General features: G+C 70.7%; 21 protein-coding genes. 13 read left to right on the top strand and 8 right to left on the bottom strand.

Translation table 11 applies throughout. The features are described from left to right. On the top strand, positions 1-459 hold the full coding sequence (locus QUC20_RS10060) for a DUF805 domain-containing protein (RefSeq protein WP_289329775.1): 459 nt from the start codon (positions 1-3) through the stop codon (positions 457-459). Between the two features lie 6 nt (positions 460-465). On the opposite strand, the gene QUC20_RS10055 is transcribed toward QUC20_RS10060, so the two are convergent. After that, on the bottom strand, positions 466-870 hold the full coding sequence (locus tag QUC20_RS10055; protein WP_289329774.1) for a hypothetical protein: 405 nt from the start codon (positions 868-870) through the stop codon (positions 466-468). A gap of 104 nt (positions 871-974) precedes the next feature. Next, positions 975-2405, bottom strand: coding sequence for a carboxylesterase/lipase family protein (locus QUC20_RS10050; protein WP_289329773.1), 1431 nt, complete (start codon positions 2403-2405; stop codon positions 975-977). A 209-nt stretch (positions 2406-2614) separates the two neighbouring features. Here QUC20_RS10050 and QUC20_RS10045 point away from each other — a divergent pair, with 209 nt between their 5' ends. From QUC20_RS10045 to QUC20_RS10030, 4 genes are all read left to right on the top strand, one after another. Beyond that, a complete protein-coding gene (locus QUC20_RS10045; protein ID WP_120265092.1) occupies positions 2615-3934 on the top strand; it encodes an ABC transporter substrate-binding protein in 1320 nt (439 codons plus the stop codon). Between the two features lie 64 nt (positions 3935-3998). Next, positions 3999-4892 (top strand): carbohydrate ABC transporter permease, encoded by an 894-nt coding sequence (locus QUC20_RS10040; protein ID WP_183045425.1) that lies wholly within the window; start codon positions 3999-4001, stop codon positions 4890-4892. Continuing rightward, on the top strand, positions 4886-5824 hold the full coding sequence (locus QUC20_RS10035) for a carbohydrate ABC transporter permease (RefSeq protein WP_289329772.1): 939 nt from the start codon (positions 4886-4888) through the stop codon (positions 5822-5824). The genes QUC20_RS10040 and QUC20_RS10035 overlap by 7 nt, the downstream gene beginning before the upstream one ends. 4 nt (positions 5825-5828) lie before the next feature. Then, entirely contained in the window at positions 5829-7160 is a 1332-nt protein-coding gene (locus QUC20_RS10030) for a cellulase-like family protein (RefSeq protein WP_289329771.1), read from the top strand. A 6-nt stretch (positions 7161-7166) separates the two neighbouring features. Here QUC20_RS10030 and QUC20_RS10025 read toward each other — a convergent pair whose 3' ends face one another. Further along, positions 7167-8030, bottom strand: coding sequence for an AraC family transcriptional regulator (locus tag QUC20_RS10025; protein WP_289329770.1), 864 nt, complete (start codon positions 8028-8030; stop codon positions 7167-7169). 89 nt (positions 8031-8119) lie between these two features. Between QUC20_RS10025 and QUC20_RS10020 the strand changes: the two genes are divergently transcribed. Together QUC20_RS10020 and QUC20_RS10015 are read left to right on the top strand one after the other, a co-directional pair. Then, entirely contained in the window at positions 8120-11419 is a 3300-nt protein-coding gene (locus QUC20_RS10020) for a DUF5107 domain-containing protein (RefSeq protein ID WP_289329769.1), read from the top strand. After that, positions 11416-12444 carry an alcohol dehydrogenase catalytic domain-containing protein gene (locus QUC20_RS10015; RefSeq protein WP_289329768.1) on the top strand — a complete coding sequence of 343 codons (1029 nt, stop codon included), beginning with the start codon at positions 11416-11418 and terminating at the stop codon, positions 12442-12444. The genes QUC20_RS10020 and QUC20_RS10015 overlap by 4 nt, the downstream gene beginning before the upstream one ends. A 27-nt stretch (positions 12445-12471) precedes the next feature. Here QUC20_RS10015 and QUC20_RS10010 read toward each other — a convergent pair whose 3' ends face one another. Beyond that, positions 12472-12825 (bottom strand): helix-turn-helix domain-containing protein, encoded by a 354-nt coding sequence (locus QUC20_RS10010; protein ID WP_259455396.1) that lies wholly within the window; start codon positions 12823-12825, stop codon positions 12472-12474. Positions 12826-12829: 4 nt separating this feature from the next. After that, the gene (locus QUC20_RS10005) at positions 12830-14806 is read right to left on the bottom strand and encodes an ABC1 kinase family protein (protein ID WP_289329767.1); all 1977 of its coding nucleotides are present in this window, start codon (positions 14804-14806) and stop codon (positions 12830-12832) included. A 103-nt stretch (positions 14807-14909) separates the two neighbouring features. On the opposite strand from QUC20_RS10005, the gene QUC20_RS10000 reads away from it, so the two are divergent. The 4 genes from QUC20_RS10000 to QUC20_RS09985 all read left to right on the top strand — a co-directional run bounded on the left by QUC20_RS10000 (position 14910) and on the right by QUC20_RS09985 (position 18682). After that, complete coding sequence (locus QUC20_RS10000; protein ID WP_289329766.1) at positions 14910-16724, top strand: DEAD/DEAH box helicase; 1815 nt, start codon at positions 14910-14912, stop codon at positions 16722-16724. Positions 16725-16867: 143 nt separating this feature from the next. Continuing rightward, a complete protein-coding gene (locus QUC20_RS09995) occupies positions 16868-17002 on the top strand; it encodes a hypothetical protein (RefSeq protein WP_289329765.1) in 135 nt (44 codons plus the stop codon). A 57-nt stretch (positions 17003-17059) separates the two neighbouring features. Next, entirely contained in the window at positions 17060-17686 is a 627-nt protein-coding gene (locus QUC20_RS09990; protein WP_289329764.1) for a DUF1349 domain-containing protein, read from the top strand. An 81-nt stretch (positions 17687-17767) separates the two neighbouring features. Beyond that, positions 17768-18682 (top strand): SDR family NAD(P)-dependent oxidoreductase, encoded by a 915-nt coding sequence (locus QUC20_RS09985; RefSeq protein ID WP_289329763.1) that lies wholly within the window; start codon positions 17768-17770, stop codon positions 18680-18682. Here the strand turns inward: QUC20_RS09985 and QUC20_RS09980 are convergent. The 3 genes from QUC20_RS09980 to QUC20_RS09970 all read right to left on the bottom strand — a co-directional run bounded on the left by QUC20_RS09980 (position 18679) and on the right by QUC20_RS09970 (position 21455). Continuing rightward, positions 18679-19269, bottom strand: a complete 591-nt coding sequence (locus QUC20_RS09980) for a hypothetical protein (protein ID WP_289329762.1) — start codon at positions 19267-19269, stop codon at positions 18679-18681. The two genes, QUC20_RS09985 and QUC20_RS09980, sit on opposite strands and share 4 nt — an antisense overlap. Positions 19270-19272: 3 nt before the next feature. Beyond that, the gene (locus QUC20_RS09975; protein WP_289329761.1) at positions 19273-20421 is read right to left on the bottom strand and encodes a zinc-dependent alcohol dehydrogenase; all 1149 of its coding nucleotides are present in this window, start codon (positions 20419-20421) and stop codon (positions 19273-19275) included. 161 nt (positions 20422-20582) lie between these two features. Further along, positions 20583-21455 (bottom strand): manganese catalase, encoded by an 873-nt coding sequence (locus QUC20_RS09970; RefSeq protein WP_289329760.1) that lies wholly within the window; start codon positions 21453-21455, stop codon positions 20583-20585. Between the two features lie 206 nt (positions 21456-21661). Between QUC20_RS09970 and QUC20_RS09965 the strand changes: the two genes are divergently transcribed. Then, positions 21662-22423, top strand: coding sequence for an MBL fold metallo-hydrolase (locus QUC20_RS09965; RefSeq protein ID WP_289329759.1), 762 nt, complete (start codon positions 21662-21664; stop codon positions 22421-22423). Positions 22424-22512: 89 nt separating this feature from the next. After that, positions 22513-23352, top strand: coding sequence for an SDR family oxidoreductase (locus QUC20_RS09960; RefSeq protein WP_289329758.1), 840 nt, complete (start codon positions 22513-22515; stop codon positions 23350-23352). Positions 23353-23429 lie beyond the last annotated feature (77 nt).

Below are 23429 nucleotides of genomic sequence, written 5' to 3'. Positions count from 1 at the left end.
ATGACGAGTGAAGCGACACCCCGACCGAACCGTCTCACCGAGCCCCCTCTCACCCGGCCCTACGTCGGCGCGCCTGCGCTCGTCGCATTGCGGCGGTTCGTCCAGAACTACGCGAACTTCCGCGGGCGTGCGAGTCGGTCCGAGTTCTGGTGGCCGATGCTCGTTGTCGTGCTGTTCCCGATCGTCGTGCAGATCATCAACGGCCTCGTCACCGGGGACTGGCGACCGATCGACACCCGGGTCGTGCAGGATCTACCCGACGTTATCGTGCTGGTGTTCTCGCTGGTCACCCTGCTGCCGATGCTGGCGGTAACGTGGCGCCGGCTGCACGATACCGACCGCAGCGGCATGTGGTTCTTCTTGATCGTCCTGCCCCTGATCGGATGGATCGCTCTCGCGATCATGCTCTCGATCCGGGGCGAGCGCGGCGGAGCGCGATTCGACTCCGCCGGCGCGTGACGCCGCCTACGAGCGGCGGGCGATGAGTACGGCGATGACGGCGACGACACCGATGACCGCCGCGATGCGCGCGGCCTTGCCGGTGCGACGGGTGAGGCTCAGCGCGCCGTCGGCGATCGCGACGTTCTGATCGATCCGGGCGGTGGCGAACCCGGCGGCCGCGTCGACGATTCTGTCCGCCACGTCGGGTACGGCGTCGGGCAGTGCCTCCTTCGCGGCATCCCGAACCTTGTGGATGGCGCCCTTGCCGGCATCCCCGACGCCGTGCACGACCCGCGAAGCCGCGCCCGTCACGCCCTTCGGGCGCTCGGGCTGGTCGGGCGTGGACGCGTGGTCGGCCGTGTCGGCGGCGGCGGCAGCAGGCGTGGCGTCATCATCGGCCGTGGCAGGTGAGGTGTTGGCGTCGGTCATGACGGCTCCGTTCGTCGGTGCGAGAGGTCCCGAGGAAACTGTCGCACCGCCGACGAGTTGCCGAGAGGCCCTAGCCGCGGCGTGGGTTTTCGCGTATGCCGGCCTCAGCCGAGCGCGTCGATGACCTCGGTTCGGCGCTGCGGGAGATCGCGGCTCGCGGCATCCCAGATGCGCGTCATGCACGACGTCGAGAAGCGCGGCCACCCGGGGTCGCCGTCGCGGATGAAAGCGACCCACGCCGCGTGCATGTCGCGCGCGAGGTCGGCGGGCGCGTCGGGGCCCGCCAACAGCAGCGCCTCGGGGTCGCCGAGCCGATCGAAGGCGAAGCCGATCTCGAGGGCATGCGCGGCATCCAAACCCCGGATGGGGCTGCGCCAGCTGAACTCGTAGACGAACGTCGGCGCGGTGCGGGCACGGGCGATCCGCGTGGCGGGGGCGCGCAGCATCCGGTCGGTGAGGAGCTGACCGAGCACCTCGCCGGGCGATGCGCCGGGCAAGGCGCGCGCGACGGCCCGCGCCGCCCGCTCCGGCACACCGATAGCTCGTCGCGCGACCCACGCCTTCAGATGCCCGATCCCGGCGATGGCCTCGGGCGTGAGCCACAGGCGGTACTCGTCGGTGTTGGTCCCGATCAGGACCGGCACATCCGCTGACCGCAGCGCGATCTCGGGCGCCTCGGGCAGCGACTCCTCGTCGAGAGCGAGCACAAAACCGGGAGCGCCGCGCAGCGGGCTCGACCCCGCCGACGCTCGCGAACGGGCACTCAGCAGATCGGCGATCGGCGCCGCGGCGAAGGCGTCACGAGTGGTCGGGATGCCGAGCTCGCGGGCCACCGCGTCAGACGCGCGGCGTGCTCTGTCAGGCTCGGCGGCCTCGAGCGGTCCCGACTGGATGATGGCGCCCGCGACGAGAGCGCGAGAGGAGGGCTCGCTCACGAGCGCGGCGACGAGGGCACCGCCCGCCGACTCGCCCATGAGCGTGATGCGCGCCGGATCGCCCCCGAAGGCGCCGACCTCGTCGCTGACCCAGCGCAACGCCGCCGCGGCATCCCGCAGTCCGAGGTTGAGGGGTGCACCATCGAGCACGCTGAAGCCTTCGACGCCGAGCCGGTAGTTCGCCGAGACGAAGACGATGCCGTCCCGGGCGAACGTGGTGCCGTCGTACATCGTCTGGGCGGCAGCGCCGCGCTCCAGCGCGCCGCCGTGCAGCCACAGAACGACGGGCGCATTCTCCGCCTCCGCGGGCGCCCACACGTTGACGGTGAGGATGTCGTCGCCCTCGATCGTCGGCACGGTGAGGAGTTCGCCGAGGGCGCCGGGGTAGGGGGTCTGCGGCGCGGTCGCACCGAACCGCGTCGCGTCGCGCTCGCCGTCCCACGGGTCGACCGGTTCGGCGACGCGGAACCGGCGCTCGCCCACCGGCGGTTTCGCGTACGGGATGCCGAGGTAGCGGTCTATCCCGTTCGCGTGAGTGCCCCGCACCACGCCCCGCCCGATGGTGGCCCGTGCCTCGTTCGAGACCGCTTCGTGCGACATCCCTGCTCCCTCCGTTCCGTCCACCGTATGAGAGCCGCTTATGAGGCGTCTCGGCATCACCCCGGCGCGGTCGGCAAGCGCGACGACCGATCAGCGGATCGTCCAGGGCGCACGCTCATTCGGCTATGTCGGCGTGGCATCGCCGGTTCTAGCGTGTGAAATCCGGCTGCTACCCGAGCAGCTCGTCGCACACATGCAAAGGGGCATCGATGTCTACTCCACCCCGGCGGCTCCGCGGCCGTCGCCTTCTTCCGCTCGCGATCACGGTCGCCGTCATCGCGCCGCTCGCGGCCTGTTCCGCACCCGCCGACGAGGGCCCGGTCACCCTCACATTCCAGACCTGGGTGCCCGGTATCGACCAGGCCGTCGACCTCTTCAACGAGCAGCACGACGACATCCAGGTCGAGCTGCAGACGATCGTCTCGGGCGCCGAAGGCGGCTACGCCAAGATGCTCTCGGATGTCCAGGCCGGCAACCCCGCGGATGTCGCGCAGGTCGGCTACGACCAGATGCCGACCTTCCTGCTCAACGGCGCCCTCGAAGACATCACCGACTACGTCGGCGACGACGTCGACGTCTTCTCCGACTGGCAGATCGGCGCGACGACGTTCAGCGACCGGGTGTACGGCATCCCGCAGGCGGCGGGCCCGATGGGGCTCTACTACCGATCGGACGTGTTCGCCGAGGCGGGCATCACCGAGGCCCCCGCGACGTGGGACGACTTCTACGCGGCCGCCGTCGCGGTGCGGGCGACGGCGCCCGACCGCTACATCGCGGCGTTCGCGCCGAACCAGGCCGCCTGGATGGAGGGCCTCGCCGAACAGGCGGGCGAACCCTGGTTCCAGGTCGAGGGCGACGCCTGGAAGGTCGCGATCGACAACCCCGACACCTTGCGCATGGCCGAGTACTGGCAGCGCCTCATCGACGAAGACCTCGTGAAGGTGCAGGCCGACCTGTCGAGCGAGTGGTTCGCCGACGTGCAGGCCGGGCGCATCGTGTCGTGGATGAGCGGCTCGTGGGCCGACGCGATCATCCGCAACAACGCCCCCGAGACCTCGGGCCTGTGGTCGGTCGGACTCATGCCGCAGTGGGACGAGGCGAACCCCCGCTCGGCGAGCTGGTCGGGCGGGTCCGCGAACGTCGTGCTGAAGGGTTCGGCGCACCCCGAGCAGGCGGCCGAGTTCGCCCTGTGGCTCAACAGCAACCTCGACAGCGTGAGCCTGCTCACCGAGAACGGCGCCGGCTGGCCTGCGATCGCCGACGTCGACTCGATCCCGTCGATCCAGTCGGCCCCCGAGGTGTTCGAGTTCTTCGGCGGCCAGGACATCTGGGATGTCTTCGCCGAGTCGAATGAGCAGGTGGCACGCGACTGGCAGTGGCCGCCGCTGGTCGACGCGCTCAACGCGAGCCTCCTCGACGAGGTCGCCGCCGCTGTCGAGTCGGGCACGCCCCTCACCGAGGCCTACGCCAAGGTGCAGGAGCAGATGGTGGCCGAGATGACGGCGAAGGGGATCTCGGTCGCCGACTGATCCGAACGGGGCGGGTGGCAGCGACGCCACCCGCCCCTCCCGGTCGCGCCCCGAAGGGAATCGCATGCACACCACCCGAAGCCGGCTGCCGCTGTTGCTGCTGCTCGGCCCGTTCCTCCTCGCCTTCGCCGTCTTCTACGTCGCCCCCATCGTCTGGGCGATCGTGCAGAGCCTCTTCTCGGTCCGCGCGAGCGGGCTCGGGCTCGGTGCGCCGGAAACGCTCTTCGTCGGCCTCGACAACTATGTCCGGGCGCTCGCGAACCCCGCGTTCGTCTCGAGCCTCGGACGCATCGCCGTCTTCGCACTCATCCAGGTGCCGTTGATGGTCGTGCTCTCGGCGGTGCTCGCCCTGCTGCTCGAGTCGACCCGGGCCCGCTGGCCGCAGTTCTTCCGCGTGGCGTTCTTCATGCCCTACGGCGTGCCGGGCGTCATCGCCTCGCTGCTGTGGAGCTTCCTCTACGTGCCGAGCACGAGTCCGATCCTCCAGGGGCTCTCCGCCCTCGGCATCTCGGCCGCCCCGCTCGAATCGGGCACCGTCATGTTCGCCATCGCGAACATCGGCATCTGGACGTTCGCCGGCTACAACATGCTGGTCCTCATCGCGGCGCTCCAGGCCGTGCCCGCCGACCTGTACGAGGCCGCGCGCATCGACGGGGCGGGCGAATGGCGCATCGTGTGGGAGATCAAGCTGCCGCTGCTGAGGCCTTCGCTCGTACTGACGACGGTGTTCACGATCATCGGCACGCTGCAACTGTTCGTCGAACCTCTCGTGCTCCGCCCGCTGACGACCGCCATCAACACCGACTACACACCGAACCTCGCCGCCTACAACCAGGCGTTCACGCAGAGCAACCCGAATCTCGCCGCCGCGATGGCCGTCATCGTCGCCGTCATCGCCTTCGTGTTCTCGTTCGTCTTCCTGCGGCTGGTCAATCGGAAGGGGAACCGCGCATGGTGATCGCACCCGTCACCGAATCCACCCGCTCGGTCACCACCGGCGCGGCATCCGATCGCCGCGCTGCCCGCCGCAGCGGCGCCGGGGGACCGGGTGCCGGCTTCTGGGGGTCGCTGCCGACCCTTGCCGTCCTCGTCGCCGCCCTGGTGTACTTCGCGCTGCCGGTGGTGTGGGTGCTGTTCGCGGCGACCAAGAGCAACGCCGACCTGTTCGGCTCGTTCGGGCTCTGGTTCAGCGACGCCCCGCAGCCGCTGACCAACCTTCAGAACCTCTTCGCGACCGACCGCGGCATCTACACCCAGTGGCTGCTCAACAGCCTGTTCTACTCGGGGCTCGGCGCGCTCATCGCCACCGTCCTCAGCGGGGCCGCGGGGTACGCGTTCGCCAAGTACGCCTTCGCCGGGCGTGAAGCGGTGTTCGCGATGATCCTCGGCGGCGTCCTCGTGCCCGCGACCGTCATCGCGCTGCCGACCTACTTCATGTTCAATGCGGTGGGCCTGACCGGGACGTACTGGTCGTTCCTGCTGCCGAGCATCGTCAGTCCGTTCGGTGTGTACCTCTGCCGCATCTATGCCACCGCGGGCGTGCCCGACGAGGTGATCGAGGCTGCGCGCCTCGACGGTGCCGGCGACGTGCGCATCTTCGCGACGATGGCCACCCGCATGATGGCGCCCGCCCTCGTGACGGTGTTCCTGTTCCAGTTCGTGGGAATCTGGAACAACTACCTGCTGCCGCTCGTCATGCTCAACGACGCCCGCACGTTCCCGGTCACCCTCGGGCTCATGCTCTGGAACGGTCAGACGCAGCGAGCGCCGCTGTACTACGAGCTCGTCGTCACGGGAGCCGCGGTCTCGGCCGTCCTGCTCATCGTGGTCATGGCCGCTCTGCAACGATTCTGGCGAGCCGGTCTCACCGCCGGCGCGACGAAGGGATGACCCGATGACCCGCTATCTCGGCTCCGGACACGACCCAGCCCCCGACACCCGCGCGCTGACGGGGGTCGTGCCCGCGCACCTTCCGCCGCGCCTGACGATCACGCTCTGGGACTTCTCCTGGTACACGCGTGCCGGCGACGGCGAGCCCTACGCCGACCTCGGCGCCGCCCTCGATGAGGCGGTCGATCGCGGCTACAACGCCGTCCGCATCTGCGCGGCACCGCTACTGCTGTTCGGCGGCCTCGGGCTCGACGACCTCGCGAGCAACCTCGAGATCGAGGGGCTCGGGCGCTCGCCGCACGGCGAGGTGTTCGGCAACGGAACGCGGTGGTACGACGTGCCCGGCGGCTACCGGCTCGACCTGCGCTCGCGCTTCTTCGATCTGCTGCGCGGTGCCCGTGAACGAGGCATCGTCGTCATCCTCGCAAGTTGGGAGTACCAGCAGTCGCCGGCGTTCGCGGCTGACGAGCGCTGGTTCCGCGCGATCGATGCGGTGCCGCTCGCCGAGCGCTACGACGTCCTGGCGACGGCGACGATCCGGATGCTCGACGAGATCGAGTCCGCGGGGCTGGCCGACACGATCGCGTTCACCGAGCTCCACAACGAGGTCGACTTCTCGATCGTCCCCGCCTTCGCCGACGGCGGAGACCCCGCCCTCGATCGAGTGCGCGCCGCGCATCCCCGCCACCTCGTCACCGCGAGCTACGGCAAGGCCCCCTTCCTCGATCTCGCCGGGCTGTCCGACCGATTCCAGGTGGCGCAGCTGCACGTCTACGCGTACGGCGTGCTCGATGCGCTGCAGCGACGCATCGACATCCGTTCCGAAGGCACCGACGGCTTCCCCGGTGAGGTCATGCGGGCGCTGCTGGTCGACGACGCGCCCTCGTTCGCCGAGTACGGCCGGGCCGCCGACTGGAAGTTCGAGGCCACCGTCATCACCGACCAGCAGATCTACGGCTACGACTGGGTCGACCCCGACCTGTGGGACCGGTGGCTCTACAACCATTACGGGCTCTACCGCGAAGAGATGCTGCGCGAGATCGGGTCACGGGTGACGGCGCTCGCCGCGTGGTCGCGGCGCCGCGGCATCCCCGCCGTCGTGGGGGAGGGCTGGGTGGGTTACACCCCGCTCCGGGCCGACTTCGAAGACGGCCCCGTCGGCACCGAGCTCGCCGAGCACGGCGTGCGCACGGCGCTCGAGCACGGCGTGTGGGGCATGGTGCTCAGCTCGAACGCGGCGCCCCATCATCCGCAGTGGTCGGATGTCGCGTGGCAGCGGCGCCTCAACGCCGAGATCCTCGCTGCCCCGACGACGGCCGCCGACGACCGGGATTGAGCGGCGTCATCCGCGACGCTCCTCGCGGTAGCGGCTCGGGCTCATCCCGTGCACGCGTCGGAAGTGCCGCGAGAAGTAGAACGGGTCGCTGTAGCCGACGTCTGTCGCGATCTGGCCGACGGTGCGATCGGAGCGCTCCAGGAGGGTGCGCGCCGCCGTCATCCGGAGCGCCGTGTGGTACGCCAGGACGCCGCCGCCCGTCGCGCGCCGGAAGAGCGACGTGAGATGGGATGCCGACACCCCGACCAGTGCCGCCAGCTCGCTGACCGGCACGGCGCTGTCGAGCCGCTCGGACAGGAACGTCATCGCGCGCCCGAGCGGGTCGCCGCGCTCGGGTAGTGCCTGGTCGGACGCGAGCTGAGTCATGAGCTTGAACGCGGCACCCGTGACGGCGACCAGACGCACGGGCGACTGGTCGCGTTCGAGCCCCCGCACGATCTCGTCGAGCAGCGACACCGCGCGCTCGACGCTGTGGAGGCGCACGAGCGGTCGTGCGGCCGTGGTGCCGATCGCCGCGGTGAGGTCGTCGACATCGGAGCCGACGACATGGCACCACCAGATCGTCCAGGGATCGTCGGCAAACGCGCCGTAGGCGTGCGGCGTGCGGGCCGGGATCACCACCGCGGTGCCCGCCTGCACGCGGTGGCGCGTGCCGCCGATCTCGACCCACCCGGAGCCCGCCGTGCAGACGATGACGATCGTCGTGCGGATGCCGCGGTCGCGGGTGCGACCATGATCGGCGGCATGCGGGAACCAGCCGGCGTCGGTGACGACCAGGCGGCGGGTCACGGGGCGCTGCAGCGCGGCGGTGATCGCCGGTGCTGGCACGACGCACAGGCGTTCGCCCGCGAAACCGTCTGAGATGGCCATGATCGTCATCCTGACACATCGGCGGATCGTCCAGGTGCACGGCCGCTTCCGCCATGTCGCGGCCGGGCTCGCTCGGCGACGCTGGAGGCATGCATTCGACCTCGACATCCTCGCTGCGTCTTCCCGAGCCGCCCGCGGACGAGCAGGTGACGCTCGATGACGGCGGCGTGGCCGTCTGGGAGCAGCCGCTCACGATTCCCACGTACGAGCCGGCGCCACCGGAGAAGCTTCCGATGTTCTTCGAGCGCCGGGTCTACCAGGGGTCGAGCGGACGGGTGTACCCGCTGCCCTTCACCGAGCGGATCGCCGCCGAGCCGCGCGACCGCGACTGGCGTGCCGTGCACCTCGAGAACCGCTGGATCCGGCTGGTGCTCCTCCCCGAGCTCGGCGGGCGCATCCACATCGGCTACGACAAGACCGCCGAGTACGACTTCTTCTACCGCAACAACGTGATCAAGCCCGCCCTCGTCGGGCTCGCCGGTCCGTGGGTGTCGGGAGGCGTCGAGTTCAACTGGCCGCAGCATCACCGACCCGCCACCTTCCTGCCCATGGAGAGCTGGATCGAACGCGAACCCGACGGGGCGGTCACGGTCTGGATGTCGGATCACGATCCCTTCGCGCGCATGCGCGGCACCCACGGCATCCGCCTGCGTCCCGACAGCTCGCTGATCGAGCTGCGCGCCCGGCTGCACAACCGCACCGAGGTGCCGCAGACGTTCCTCTGGTGGGCGAACGTCGCCGCGCGAGCGCACGAGGATTACCAGTCGTTCTTCCCGACCGACGTCCGGTACGTCGCCGATCACGCGCGTCGCGCCATCACAGCCTTCCCACGAGCCGACCGCCCCTACTACGGCGTCGACTACCCGGCTCGGGTCGATGCGGCCCACCCCGATGCCGACCGCATCGACTACTACGGCAACATCCCCGTGCCGACGTCGTACATGGTGGTCGAGACGCGGGACGACTTCTTCGGCGGCTACGACCACGCGGCCGGAGCGGGCTTCGTGCACTGGGCCGATCGCCGCATCGCGCCGGGCAAGAAGCAGTGGACGTGGGGCAACGCCCCCTTCGGCCACGCCTGGGACGACCAGCTGACCGACGGCGACGGCCCCTATGTCGAGCTGATGGCCGGTGTGTACACCGACAACCAGCCCGACTTCTCTTACCTCGCGCCCGGCGAGGTCAAGACGTTCTCGCAGTTCTGGTTCCCGATCACCGGCATCGGCGCCGCGCATCAGGCCACGAGGGATGCCGCCGTCTCGGTGCGTCTCGAGGAGGGTCACGTGCACATCGGCGTTGCCGTCACCTCGGATGCGCCTGGCGCCCGCGTGCGCGTGACGGTCGGGGACGACCCGCAAGAGCACGTCGTCGACCTCGGGCCGGGCCGCCCCTGGATCGACTCGGTGCCCTGCCCCCACGGGGTCGACGCCACCCGGATCGAGGTCGTCGTCCACGACGGCGATCGCGAACTCATCCGGTGGCGGCCGCGCTCGGATGACGACGGCGCGCCCGAGCCCGCCGTCGCGACCGAGCCGCCGCTGCCCGCCGACATCGCCTCCGCCGACGAGCTCTACCTCACGGGGGTTCACCTGGCGCAGTACCGCCATCCCACACGGCATCCCGAGCCCTACTGGGAAGAGGCGCTTCGCCGTGACCCGGGCGACGCGCGCTCGAACACCGCGCTCGGCGCCTCGGCCTACGCTCGCGGCGAGTACGACGTGGCTGCCGGATACCTGCGCGCAGCCGTCGAGCGCCTCACGTTCCGCAACCCGAACCCCGCGGACGGCGAGGCGCACTACCGCCTCGGACTCGTCGAGACGCGCCGGGGCCACGACGCTGGTGCCTACGACGCGTTCGCGAAGGCCGCCTGGGATGTGCGGTGGGCGCACCCCGCCAGCGTGCAGATGGGGTTGCTCGACGCGCGGGCGGGGCGCGACCTCGCCGCACTCGGCCGCCTCGACGACGCGCTGCGTCACGGGTCGGATGACCCGCTCGCGCGCAACGTCCGGGTGATCGTGCTGCGCCGTCTCGGGCGCGAGTCCGAAGCCGACGCTGAACTCGCGACGCTTGAGCAGAGCGATCGGCTCGACGTGTTCACCGCCTACCTCGCTCGCCGCGCCCTGCCGGACGACGGGCTCATGCTGCTCGATCTCGCGGGCGACCTTGCCCGCGCGGGGCAGCGAGACGACGCGCTCGCCGTCCTCGCCGCGGCGGCCGGGGCCTCGGCCACCGGCACCGGCGGCATCGCTCCGGTCGCCGAGTACGAGCGGGCGCGGCTGCTCGACGAGGCAGGCGAGACGGATGCCGCCGCCGACGCTCGCCATCGCGCGCAGCGCGCACCCGCTGACTGGGTGTTTCCCGCGGGGCTCGGCGCCCACGACGCCCTTGAAGCTGCCGTTGCAGCCGATCCGGCTGACGCGCGGGCGCGGGCGCTGCTCGGCATGTGGCTCTACGACCGCGGCCGCCGGACGGATGCGCTGGCGCAGTGGCGTGCGGCCCTCGACGACGCGACGCGCGATGGCGTGCTGCTGCGCAACGCCGCGCTGGCCACGGCGGAGGTCGAGGGCGATCTCGACGCCGCCGCCGCCCTGTACGACCGGGCCGTCGAGGTGAGCGACGACCCGCGCCTGTGGTTCGAGCTCGACCAGCTCGCGCAGCGGCGCGGCATCTCGGCAGCGGCCCGGTTGGCGAGACTCGAGCCGTATCGAGACCGGCTCATCGTGCGCGATGACCTGCTCGTCACGGTGGCCGACCTGCTGACGACGACCGGGCGTGCCGCCGAGGCCCTCGACCTGCTCCTGAGCAGGCCGCTCCAGCCCTGGGAAGGCGGCGAGGGCGTCGCGATCCGCGCGTTCGCCCGGGCATCGATCGCGCGCGCCGGCGAACTCGGACACGACGCCGCGCGCGCAGCGGCGCTGCTCGAACGAGCGCTCGACACGCCGCGCTCCCTCGGCGAGGCATGGCATCTGCTCGACAGTCGTGCGGCCCTCTGGCTGCGGCTCGGGCATTGCCGGGCGAGCCTGGGTGACGCGGCCGCGGCCGACGACGCCTGGCGCACGGCGGCGACGGAAGCGGCGACCGCCGAGATCGACGCGGAATCGCTCGACGGCGCGCGGGCCGCCTGCGCCCGGGGAGACGAGGAAGCTGCCGCTGACCTGCGGTCACGCGTCGCGGCACGGGTGAGCGAGCTGCGCTCGGCTCCCGCGCGCGTCGACTACTTCGCGACGTCACTGCCCGAGACGCTGCTCTTCTCGCTCGATCCGGCCGAGGCGGCGCGGCGCCGTGCGGACGAGCTCGCGGCGGCCCTCGCTCGCTACGACGAGGAACACGCCGCGGCTCGCGCAGCCGGCCCGGCGACCGGATCGGCGAAGCGGCCGGTGAACGCATGATCGGCATCCCCGACCGCATGATGGCCAGCGTGCTGGTCTCGCCGGGCCGGCTCGAGGTCCGCGACGTCGCCCTGCCGGTGATGGAACCGGGCGACGTGCTCGTCGAGCTCACCGCCGTCGGGCTGTGCGGTTCGGACGTGCACTTCTTCGAGCACGGCCGGGTGGGTGACCTCGTGGTGGAGAGCCCGCTCATCCTCGGTCACGAGGCCGCGGGAGTCATCGCTGCGGTCGCCTCGGCAGCCGACGAGCACCGGATCGGCGAGCGCGTCGCGATCGATCCGCAGCGCCCCTGCCGGTGGTGTCCGGCATGCCGGGCCGGGCGCTCGAACCTCTGCGAGCGGATGCGGTTTCCTTCGGCGCCGCCCGAGAACGGCGCGTTCGCGCGATACCTGGCGGTGCCCGCCGATGCGGCGCACCCGTTGCCCGAGACGATGAGCGACGACGAGGGAGCGCTGCTCGAGCCCTTGTCGGTCGGTATCGCGGCGGTGCGCAAGGCCGGGGTGGTGCCGGGTTCGAGGGTGCTGGTCGCCGGGGCCGGACCCATCGGCATCCTCACCGGTGCCGCGGCGCGAGCCTTCGGTGCCGCGGAGGTCGTCGTGGCCGACCCGGTGGCGGCTCGACGGGATGTCGCGCTCGCGCACGGAGCCACACGCGCGGTCGATCCCGCCGAGGTGGCCGAGCTCGACGGCCGCATGGACGCGTTCGTCGACGCTTCGGGTGCACGAGCGGCGATCGCCGCGGGCCTCCGGTCGCTCCGCGGCGCCGGGCGTGCCGTGCTCGTCGGCATGGGGTCCGCGACCGTCGACCTCGACCTGTTCCTGCTGCAGAGCCGTGAGCTCGTGGTCGAGGGGCTCTTCCGATACGTCGACACGTGGCCGCTCGCCATCGAGCTGGTCGCCTCGGGTGCGGTGCGGGTCGACGACCTCGTCACGGCGCGTGGCGGGCTCGACGACCTCGCGGGCTTCTTCGCGCGCAACTCCGACCCCGACACGATGAAGTTCCTCGTCGACCCCCGGGTGCGGTGACGGTCGAGGGCTCCCGCGGGTGAGGGGTCAGCGCCCCTGGCGCTTCTTGTAGGGCTTGGGCTGGCCCTTCACGATGGGTGCGCGACCCGATCCCTTCGAGGCCTTCGCCTTGCCGCCGCCCGCTGCCTTCTGCCGGGGCGCGACAGCCGGCGCGGGCGCCGCGGCAACCTCGGCTCGGGCGTCGGCGAGCAGCAGGGTGCCCGCGGGCGTGAGTCGCGGCTTACCGCCGTCCTTGACGAACAGCGGCTGCCCGACCTCCTCTTCGAGCCGGTCGATCGACGAGTAGAGCACGGCGAGCGAGACGCCCAGGTGCTCGGCGGCGCGCGGGAAGTGCAGGGTGTCGGCGACGGCGACGAAATGGACGAGGTCGCGGATCTTCACAGGGTCACCTTCCATCGCGGCGGATGAGCGCCGAGCGTAGCGAACGCAGCAGCAGCAACAGGCCGCCGAGCCCGACCACACTACCCAGGAACGGGAACACCGACACCGAGTCGGTCAGCAGCGGGCCGTGCTGGACGACACCGAGCATGACGCCGACGATCACGAGGGTGGCCCCCACGAGCGTCGTGGTGAAGCGCCCCGTCAGCGACTCGACCCACGACCGGTCGTCGGGCGATTCCAGCGCGCGCAATCGCACCGTGAGCCGGCCCGACTCGAGATCGTTCAGGATCCCGTCGACCCGGCGGGGCAGCTCTCGCGCACGCTCGATCCCGAGCTGCACCTGCACCTGAGCGGTCATCGCCGCCGACCGCGGGTCGCCCATGTGCAGGGCGTACTGCGGCGCGCGCGAGAGGGCGCGCTTGATCATGTCGTAGTCGGGATCGAGTCGCCGCAGCGTTCCCTCGATCGCGCCGAGCGTCCGGAATCCCAGCAGCAGACCGGGCGGGAGCGCGAGTCGGTGGCGCCGGAGCACCTCGATCAGCGCGGTGAAGAGGTGCTGGTCGGAGTTGGAGTTGTGCAGTCGTGTGAGGATGACGCCGATGTCGTGCTGCAGCGCCCCGACGTCGAGCTCGGCGTCGGGGCGGGGCTTCACGAGCATCAGCACGGCATCCGTCGCGCCGGAGTCGTCCTCGTTGTGGAGCGCGACGAGCATCGGCAGCAGTAGCCGCCGCATGCTGCGTTCGATGATGCCGACCGAGCCGAAGTCGATGAGGGCGACGATGCCGTCGGGCTGGAGGATGAGATTGCCCGGGTGCAGGTCGGCATGGAAGACGCCCCGCAGGGCGATCTGCCCGACGATGACGTCGAGCACGGCGTCGGCGATGCGCGTCGCCTGCTCGGGATCCACGGCCCCCGGTGCGTCGCTTCCCGGCTCGGGCAGTCGGCTGAACGGGATGCCCTGGACGTGCTCCATGACGATGAGCTGTTCCGTGCACAGGTCGGGATAGACGTCGGGTATCCGCACCGCGCGGGCATCGGCGGCCGTCATCGAGTCGCGCAGCATCTGCATGTTGCCCACCTCGACGCGGTAGTCGAGCTCTTCACGCAGGGCGACCGCGAACTGCGCGGCGAGGGCCGAGGCCCCGACATCCTTCGCCCACGTCGTGCGCCGCTCGAGGTCGGCGGCCGCCCGCTCGATGATGTCGAGGTCGGTGGCGACCTGCGCGCGTGCCTTCGGGCGCTGGATCTTCACCACGACGGGGCGGCCGTCCTTCAGATGAGCGCTGTGGACCTGGCCGACGGATGCCGCCGCCAGCGGCGTCTCGTCGATGTCGGCGAAGACGAGCTCGATCGGCCGGCCCAGCTGCTTCTCGATCGCCGCCTTCGCCTCGTGCCAGGGGATGGGGGTCGTATCCATCTGCAGGGAGGCGAGCGCGCTGGTGATCTCGGCGGGGAGCAGGTCGTTGCGCGTGGAGAGGATCTGGCCGAGCTTGACGAAGGTGACGCCCGCGTCGTCGAGGGTGGCCGCGAGTGCCCGGGGCAACTCGGCCCGCGCGGATTCGCTGCGCATCCCACCGAGACCGTGGCGCGAGGCGATCGCGACGATGCGGGCGTACCGCACCGCGCGTCGGCGCCGGTGCAGTGCCTCGCGCACGTAGGTGATGGGGCCGACCGGAGGGCGCGCCGGCCACATGAGCTCGAGCGTGATGAGGGCGATGAGGACGATCGCGAACAGCCAGGCCAGCACGAGGAACACGAAGCCGATGGCTACGGGCGCGTCGGTGAGCAGGCCGTTCTCCTGCAGCACGCCGGCGCCGCGCAGCACCCAGATGCCGAGCGGCCCGAAGACGATGAAGACCACGAGCGAGACGAGCGGTCCGCGCACCCAGCCGACGCGGGCCTCGAGCGCTCGCTTGGCCAACCACGTCGCGGCGACGGAGAAGACCACCGCCGCGATGGTGAAGAGCAGCCACTCCGGCATCGGTACCCCCTCGAGTCCGTCGACCTGCTTCGAGGCTAGGGCACCGGGCTCTGCCACGCCGGGCCGATCATGCGATCTCGGCGGAGGCGGACTACCCTGAAGCGTGTCCACTTCTGCTGAACAGTCTGTATCCGAGTCCGTCGACGAGCCGCCCGTCATCACCTTCCGCGACCTCGGGCTGGGGGAGCAGGTGCTCAAGGCGCTCTCTGATGTGGGCTACGAGACACCGTCGGCGATCCAGGCCGCGACCATCCCGACGCTCCTCGAGGGACGCGACGTCGTGGGGCTCGCTCAGACCGGAACCGGCAAGACCGCGGCCTTCGCGCTGCCGATCCTCGACCGGCTCGACCTGACGCAGAAGACCCCGCAAGCCCTGGTGCTGGCACCCACGCGCGAGCTCGCGCTGCAGGTCTGCGAGGCGTTCGAGAAGTACGCGTCGCGCACGAAGGGCGTTCACGTGCTGCCCGTCTACGGCGGTCAGGGCTACGGCGTGCAGCTTTCGGCGCTGCGCCGCGGAGTCCACGTGATCGTCGGAACCCCCGGCCGCATCATGGACCACCTCGACAAAGGCACGCTCGACCTCTCGGAGCTGAAGTACCTCGTGCTCGACGAGGCCGACGAGATGCTGAAGATGGGCTTCGCCGAGGATGTCGAGACGATCCTCGCCGACACCCCCGACACCAAGCAGGTCGCGCTGTTCTCGGCGACGATGCCGGCAGCGATCCGCCGGATGTCGAAGCAGTACCTCAACGATCCCGAAGAGATCACCGTCGCCTCGAAGACGACGACCTCCTCGACGATCAGCCAGCGCTACCTGATCGTGTCGTACCAGCAGAAGATCGACGCGCTCACCCGCATCCTCGAGGTCGAGAACTTCGAGGCGATGATCGTCTTCGCCCGCACCAAGAGCGCGACCGAGGAGGTCGCCGAGAAGCTGCGCGCCCGCGGCTACTCGGCAGCCGCCATCAACGGCGACGTCGCCCAGGTGCAGCGCGAGCGCACCGTCAACCAGCTGAAGTCGGGCAAGCTCGACATCCTGGTCGCCACGGATGTCGCGGCCCGAGGCCTCGACGTCGAGCGCATCTCGCACGTGGTGAACTTCGACATCTCGACCGACACCGAGTCGTACGTCCACCGCATCGGCCGCACCGGGCGTGCGGGCCGCACCGGAGACGCGATCAGCTTCGTGACCCCGCGCGAGCGCGGGCTCGTGGGCGCGATCGAGCGTGCGACCCGCCAGCCGCTGACGCAGATGCAGCTGCCGAGCGTCGACGAGGTCAACGTCACCCGCCTGTCGCGCTTCGACGACCGCATCACCGCGGCGCTGGAGGAGACGGAACGGCTCGAGCGCTTCCGCGACATCGTCGCCCACTACGTCCGTCACCATGACGTCCCCGAGGTCGACGTCGCCGCCGCGCTCGCCCTCGTCGCTCAGGGCGAGACCCCGTTGCTGCTCGAGCCCGACCCCGAGCCGCGTGCCCGAGCTCCGCGAGAGGACCGCGCCCCGCGCTCGTTCGACCGCGACGATCGTGACGGTCGCCCCGAGCGCCGTCCGCGCGCGAGCAACCCCAACATGACCACCTATCGCATCGCGGTCGGCAAACGTCACCGCGTCGAGCCCCGTCAGATCGTCGGCGCACTCGCGAACGAGGGCGGCCTCAGCCGCGGCGACTTCGGTGCGATCCAGATCCGCCCCGACTTCTCGCTCGTCGAGCTGCCGTCCGACATGCCGCAGTCGACGCTCGATCGGCTCGCCGACACCCGCATCTCGGGCAAGGCGATCGAGATCCGCGTCGACACGGGCGGCCCGAGCCGCAGCCCGCGCGGTCGATTCGATCGCGATGACCGCCCGCGTGACCGCGACCGCGACGACCGTCCCGCGCGCAAGCCCCGCCACCGCTCGGAGACCGCCGACTGACATCGCGGCGTCGCCCCGGGAGCTGAGCGCGTCTCGCACGCATCCGCTCTCGGGGCAAGCCCGGTTCGCGGCATCCGCTTCGCGTGCACAGTGGAGGTGTCCCGCAGGCGCGGGACGTCACACGAGCCGATCGGAGAAGTGACATGAGCGCGGACCATCACGGACGAGACGACGAGCACCAGGACGAGAGCGACGACGCGGCATCCGCCGGTTCGGAGTCTCCCGAAGAGGGCGCCGAGGCCGAAGAGGCCGCGGAGGAGGCCCGAACCGATCGGTGACGGCCACGGCGCTGTCACCGACGTCGGCGGTGCTCTGTTCCCGGGATACTGGGGAGCATGAGCACCGCCGACGTCGTCGTTTCCGCGTTCCCCGTTCCTCTCGTTCCGTCCGAGGCCTGGCCGTGGGAGGTGCGCGAGGACGGTCTCGCCGTCACCGCGAAGCCGCACAGCGACCTGTTCGTCGACCCCAGCGGAGCCGGTAGCACGGCGGCCGAGTCGATGATGAACGCCGTGAGCCTGACCGCGGTGCCGCCCGCGGGGGACTTCACGCTTCAGGCACGCGTCGGCGTCGACTTCGGGGCGACGTTCGACGCGGGGGTGCTGCTGATCTGGATCGACGAGCGCCGGTGGGCGAAACTCTGCTTCGAGGCCGCGCCCGCGGGCACGCCCATGGTGGTCTCCGTCGTCACCCGCGACGTCTCCGACGACGCCAACGCGTTCGACGTCGACGGCGACGCGGTGTGGCTGCGCCTCGCGCGCGTCGGACGCGTGTTCGCCTTCCACGCGTCGACCGACGGGGAGACGTGGTCGATGGTGCGAGCCTTCGCGCTGCCCCACGCAGGCGGCGACGAGGTCCGTGTCGGCTTCGAAGCGCAGAGCCCCACGGGCGATGGCTGCGACGTGCGGTTCTCCGACATCCTGTTCACCGAGCGCACGCTGGCCGATCTGCGCGACGGGTCCTGAGAGCCGCCGCGCGAATAGCGGGTGCGGCGGTCGAGCGCAACGGGGTACGGCATCCGTGCCGCGCGGATCGATCCTGCATCGATGAGCGCGACCACTTCGCACCCCCACCTCGCCGGCCGGACGATCGTCGTGGTCGGCGCGTCCAGCGGGATCGGTCGCGCCGTCGCGCTGCGGGCGGCCGCGGCCGGGGCGAGCATCGTCGTCTTCTCGCGCCGCGCGGACGCGCTGGATGACCTCGCCCGACGCATCCGGGAGCGCGGCGGTCGGGCGCACGCCGTGCCCGGCGATGTCGGCAGCACCGATGATCTCGAGCGCCTCGCCGGCGAGGCGGAGCAGATGTTCGGGCCGATCGATGTCTGGGTCGGCAATGCCGGGGTCGCCACGATCGGGCCGTTCTGGGAGGCACCCCTCGACGAGCACCTCCGCATCGTCGACACCAACCTCGCCGGGGTGATGCGCGGGATGCATGTCGCACTCCGCCGGTTCGTCGCGCGAGGAAGCGGCGTCATCGTCAATACCGCGTCGGTCGAGAGCGTCGTCCCGCTGGCGTCCCAGGCGTCGTATGCCGCGACGAAGGCCGGCGTTCTCTCGCTCACCCGCGCAGTGCGCCAGGAGTTGCGGCTCGCGGGGGTCGACGGCGTCGCGGTGACGGCGGTGCTGCCCTGGGCCGTCCGCACACCGTTCTGGCGCCATGCGGGCAACCACGCCGGCCGAGCGCTGCGACTGCCGCTGATGGATGAGCCCGAGGTCGTCGCAGACGCGATCCTGCGGGCCGCGGTCGTTCCGCGCGAGCGGGTCGCGGTCGGCTGGAAGGCGCGGGCGGCCCTCGCGGGGTACCGCATCGCACCGGGCCTGACGACGCGATCGGCCGCCGACCTCGTCCAGGCCTGCCTGCGACATGGTGCCGAGGCGGCACCGAGCTCGGGCGCGGTCCACCGGAGCCTCGACGATCCCGCGACCGCTGCCGAGACGCCGCGGTCGCCTCGATCGCCCTAGCCGCGCCCGAATGCGCGGCGTGCGCCACGGATGACGATCCATCCCGCGAGCACCCACGGACCCGCGACGAGGATGGGGTCGAGCCATGTGTGACGCTGGTCGATGCGTCCGCGCCCGAACCGCGACCGGAGCGGATGCCGTCGCGTTTCGCTCAGGACCCCGGTCTCGGTGATCGGGTTGTCGGGCCGCGTCGTCGCGAACGATCGCACGTGAGCGCCGACGGCCTCGACCCGGTCGCCCGCCACGAGCAGCAGCCAGTGCGCGGCGCGGCCCTCGCTGAAGCGGGCATACGCCAGCCGGCGGATGCGTCCCGACAGGCCGTGGAGCGGCTGCGCCGTGCCGTACACGGGCGTGAGGAAGGCGTGCTCGATCGAGCGCTCCCGGCCGGGGTCCGCCGCCTGCCGTGGCGGCATCCCGCGGTCGGCGGCAGCCGGGTCGATCCTCTCGACGGTGCCCGACGGGCGATCCGCGGGGTCGAGGTCGACGCCCCAGCCCGGAATGCGCGCGCGCAGCGCCGCGCGGTCGGGTGCCGGTCGGGGCACGCTCGCGGTGTACGGGGTCGGGATCTCAGCGGAGTTCGTGCTCATGGGTCAGCCTTCCGAGGGGACGACGACGGTCTTCACGCAGTCATCGAGCTTGGACGAGAACATGTGGTATCCCTCGGCGATGTGCTCGAGAGGGATGCGGTGCGTGATCATGTCGCTCGGTGAGATGTAGCCCGCGCGGTTGTGCTCGAACAGCCGCGGCCACTGCCGTTTGACCGGTGCCTGGTTCATGCGCAGCGTCAGTCCCTTGTTGAGGGCGTCGCCGAACTTCACCGCGCTGAACAGCGGACCGTACGCGCCGATCACCGACACCGATCCGCCTTTGCGTGTTCCGTCGATCGCCCAGTTCAGAGCGACAGGCGAGCCGCCCTGGAGCTTGAGCTTGGCCGAGGTGACGTGCTGGGTGACGTTGCCGTCCGCCTCCGCGCCGACGGCATCGATGACGACATCGGCACCGAGGTAGTCGGTCATGCGCTTCATCTCCACGACGACGTCGCGGTGCTCCGAGATGTTCACCGTCTCGGCATGGGCGAAATCGCGAGCTTTCGCCAGACGGTAGTCGAGGTGATCGAACGAGATCACCCGTCCCGCCCCCATGAGCCAGGCCGATTGCGCCGCGGCGAGGCCCACGGGCCCGGCTCCGAGCACCATGACGGTGTCGCCTTCGACGATGCTGCCCAGCTGGGCTCCGAAGTAGCCCGTCGCGTAGGCGTCGGTGAGCATGAGAGCATCCTCGTCCGACATCCAGTCGGGGATGACGGTCGGACCCACGTCGGCGAAGGGGACGCGCACGAGCTCGGCTTGACCGCCGTCGTAGCCGCCCGCCGTGTGCGAGTATCCGTAGATGCCGCCGACGGCGGTCGCGTTCGCGTTGACGTTGTGGCAATTCGAGAACAGCCCGCGTGCGCAGAAGTAGCACGAGCCGCAGAAGATGTTGAAGGGCACCATCACGCGGTCGCCGACGGCGAGGTTCGTCACAGCACCACCGAGCTGCTCGACGACGCCGATGAACTCGTGGCCGAACGTGTGGCCGATCCGGGTGTCGGGCATCATGCCGTGGTAAAGGTGCAGATCCGAGCCGCAGATGGCGGCGAGCGTCACCCGCACGATCGCGTCGTGGGGGTGTTCGATCCGCGGATCGGGTTTGTCTTCGACGCGCACCTTGTATGGTCCGCGATAGGTCATCGCCTTCATCGATCGCCTTTCTGCCGGGGGTTCGTGCTGTCTTCGTGCCGTGTCGTCGTGCCGCGCGCCGATGCAAGGGATCGTCGCCGACACCCCGGCCGGAACGGCATCCGGTCGGGGTGTCGGGCGAGATCCCTTGCATCCGGGCACGGCCGGGTCGCCCGGGGTCGTCAGAGCTTGTCGCGGATGACGCCCTCGGCCTTGTCGATGATGTTCGGCTTCGCGTCGGTGCCGTAGAAGCGGGGATCCGGCTGCGTGGGCGGCGGCATCGGAACCGAGGTGTCGGGCCCGTCGAGGTAGGTGAACTCACCCTTGCCGTCGGGGGTCGGGCCCGACGCCCACGAACCCTCGGCGGCCGCGGCGCCGTCCGAGAAGTTGATGTACTGGTACGCGTGCTCGCGCGCCTCGTTCGAGAGCGGGAAGTTCGACGGCACGGGGATGTCCTCCACTCCCTCTTCGCGCAGCTCCTGGGCCGCCCGGATCCACTGGTTCTGGTGCATCGTGTCGCGCGCAAGGAGGAACGAGAGCATGTCCCGGACACCCTTGTCATCGGTCATGTGGTAGATCCGCGCGACCTGCAGCCGCCCCTGCATCTCGGCGTTCGCGTTGGCCGTGAAGTCGGCGAGCAGGTTGCCGCTCGCCGTCACGTAGGAGCCCTGCCACGGGTTGCCGTTCGAGTCGACGGGGCGCACACCCGCACCGGCGACGATCGCGGCCTGCACGTCCATGCCGCCGATCACGGCCCCGAGCACGGGGTCGGATTTCGCTGCGGCCTCGGACTGCTCGGCCGGAGCCTTCTCGAGCAGCTGCGCGATCATGATCGCGAGCATCTCGACGTGACCGAACTCCTCGGCGCCGATGCCGTAGAGCAGATCGCGGTACTTGCCGGGAACGTGTGCGTTCCACGCCTGGAACCCGTACTGCATCGCGACGGTGATCTCGCCGTACTGGCCGCCGAGCACTTCCTGCATGCGCCGCGCGAAGATCGCGTCGGGCTTCTCCGGGCGCGCCTCGAACTGCAGTTCCTGTCGATGAAAGAACATCTCGCCTCCTGGGGATCGGCCGAGCGCGGACTGCGCCGGCGCGGCGAACGTAGGTCCGCGCCAGACGGGATGCCACGGGCCTTGACTCGTCTCGAGTCGGGTGCGACCATCGCGCCCGCGTGGCGGGTGGCTGCCGACCGGCCTGTCAACCCCCGAGCGCTCGCCGGTGGGGATCCGCATCATCGATCGCGACCGAAGGAGGAGCGATGTCCGTACTCCGACCGCGTGTGTCCGAGGTCGCGGAGGGCGTGTTCCAGCTCGCGCGCGGCGGGGTCAACGCCTACCTCATCGCCTCGCACGATGGCCTCGTCCTCGTCGACGCCGGACTCCCGCGCACTTGGCCGCTGCTCGAACAGGCGCTCGCTGCCGTCGGCGCGCGTATCGCCGACATCGACACCGTGCTGTTGACCCATGGACACTTCGACCACGTCGGGATGTGCGAGCGGCTGCGCGAGGAGCACCATCTCGTGGCGAACGTGCATCCGGGCGACGAGGAGCTGACGCGGCATCCGTATCGCTACGCGCACGAGTCCGCGCGGTGGCCCTACCCCGTGCGCTACCCCGGAGCTCTGCCGGTGCTCGCCCGCATGATCGCGGGAGGCGCGCTGGAAGTCTCGGGTGTTCCCGCCAACCCGACCATCGTCGCGGGCCATTCGATTCCCCTGGCGGGCGGCATCCTCCCGATCGCGACGCCCGGTCACACCGACGGACATTGCGCGTTCCTCCTCGAGGCCCACGGCATCCTGCTGACCGGCGACGCCCTCGTCACCCTCGATCCGTACACGGGGCGGACCGGCCCGCGCGTCGTCGCCCGCGCCGCGACCGCCCACAGCAGCGAGGCCCTTCGCTCGCTGGATCTGCTCGCCGACACGGCGGCCCGACTCGTGCTGCCCGGCCACGGCCCGGTCTGGGATGACGGCGGGGTCGCCGCCGCCGTGGCGACCGCCCGCTCCCGCGGCGTCGACTGAGATGACGGATGAGGCCACCGCGTGTCAAGCCCCGTGAATCCGAGGCGCAGTCGGGGTCGGGTAGACGCAACGTTCGACGACAGAGAGGGATGACCATGGAACCCCAGCAGCAGAGCGTCCCGGGGACCGACCAGCAGATGGTGCCGAAGCCCGACTACGGCGAAGAGACCTACCGCGGGTCGGGAAAGCTCACCGGCAAGCGCGCTCTGATCACCGGCGGCGACAGCGGCATCGGCAAGGCGGTGGCGCTCGCCTACGCCCGTGAGGGGGCGGATGTCGCCATCAGCTACCTCGACGAGCACGAGGATGCCGAAGAGGCCAAGCGCTTCGTCGAGCAGGCGGGCCGACGCGCCGTGCTCATCCCGGGTGACATCTCCGACCCCGCGCACTGCCGCGAGGTCGTCCGCCGCACCGTCGAGGAGCTCGGCGGGATCGACATCCTCGTCAGCAACGCCGCTTTCCAGATGAACCGCGAGACCGTCGAGGAGATCCCCGACGACGAGTGGGACTTCACGTGGGCGACGAACGTCGATGCATACTTCCACCTCGTCAAGGCGGCGCTGCCGCACATGGGGCCGGGGTCGGCGATCATCGGCTCGAGCTCGGTGCAGTCCGACCAGCCTTCGCCCAACCTCCTGCCGTACGCGGCGACGAAGGCGGCCATCGCGAGCATCACGGCCTCGCTCGCGCAGATGCTGGGCGAGCGAGGCATCCGGGCCAACAGCGTCGCACCCGGTCCGATCTGGACCCCGCTGATCCCGGCGACCCTGCCCGCCGATGCGGTCGAGACCTTCGGCGAGCAGACGCCGCTCGGGCGGGCCGGTCAGCCCGCGGAGTTGGCATCGGCATACGTGTTGCTCGCATCGGATGAAGCGTCGTACATCTCCGGTGCCCGCCTTGCGGTCACGGGAGGCAAGCCCATCCTCTGACCCGGGCTCTCGGGACCGACGGCGACGCCGTTCGTTCACGCAACGCTCGTCCGTGGTTCATTCATCACGGGCGGGCG

It is taken from the genome of Microbacterium arborescens (genome assembly GCF_030369635.1).
GTDB lineage: Bacteria > Actinomycetota > Actinomycetes > Actinomycetales > Microbacteriaceae > Microbacterium.
Note: the sequence above shows the minus strand (reverse complement) of the source record. Positions and strands in the feature narration are given on the sequence as shown.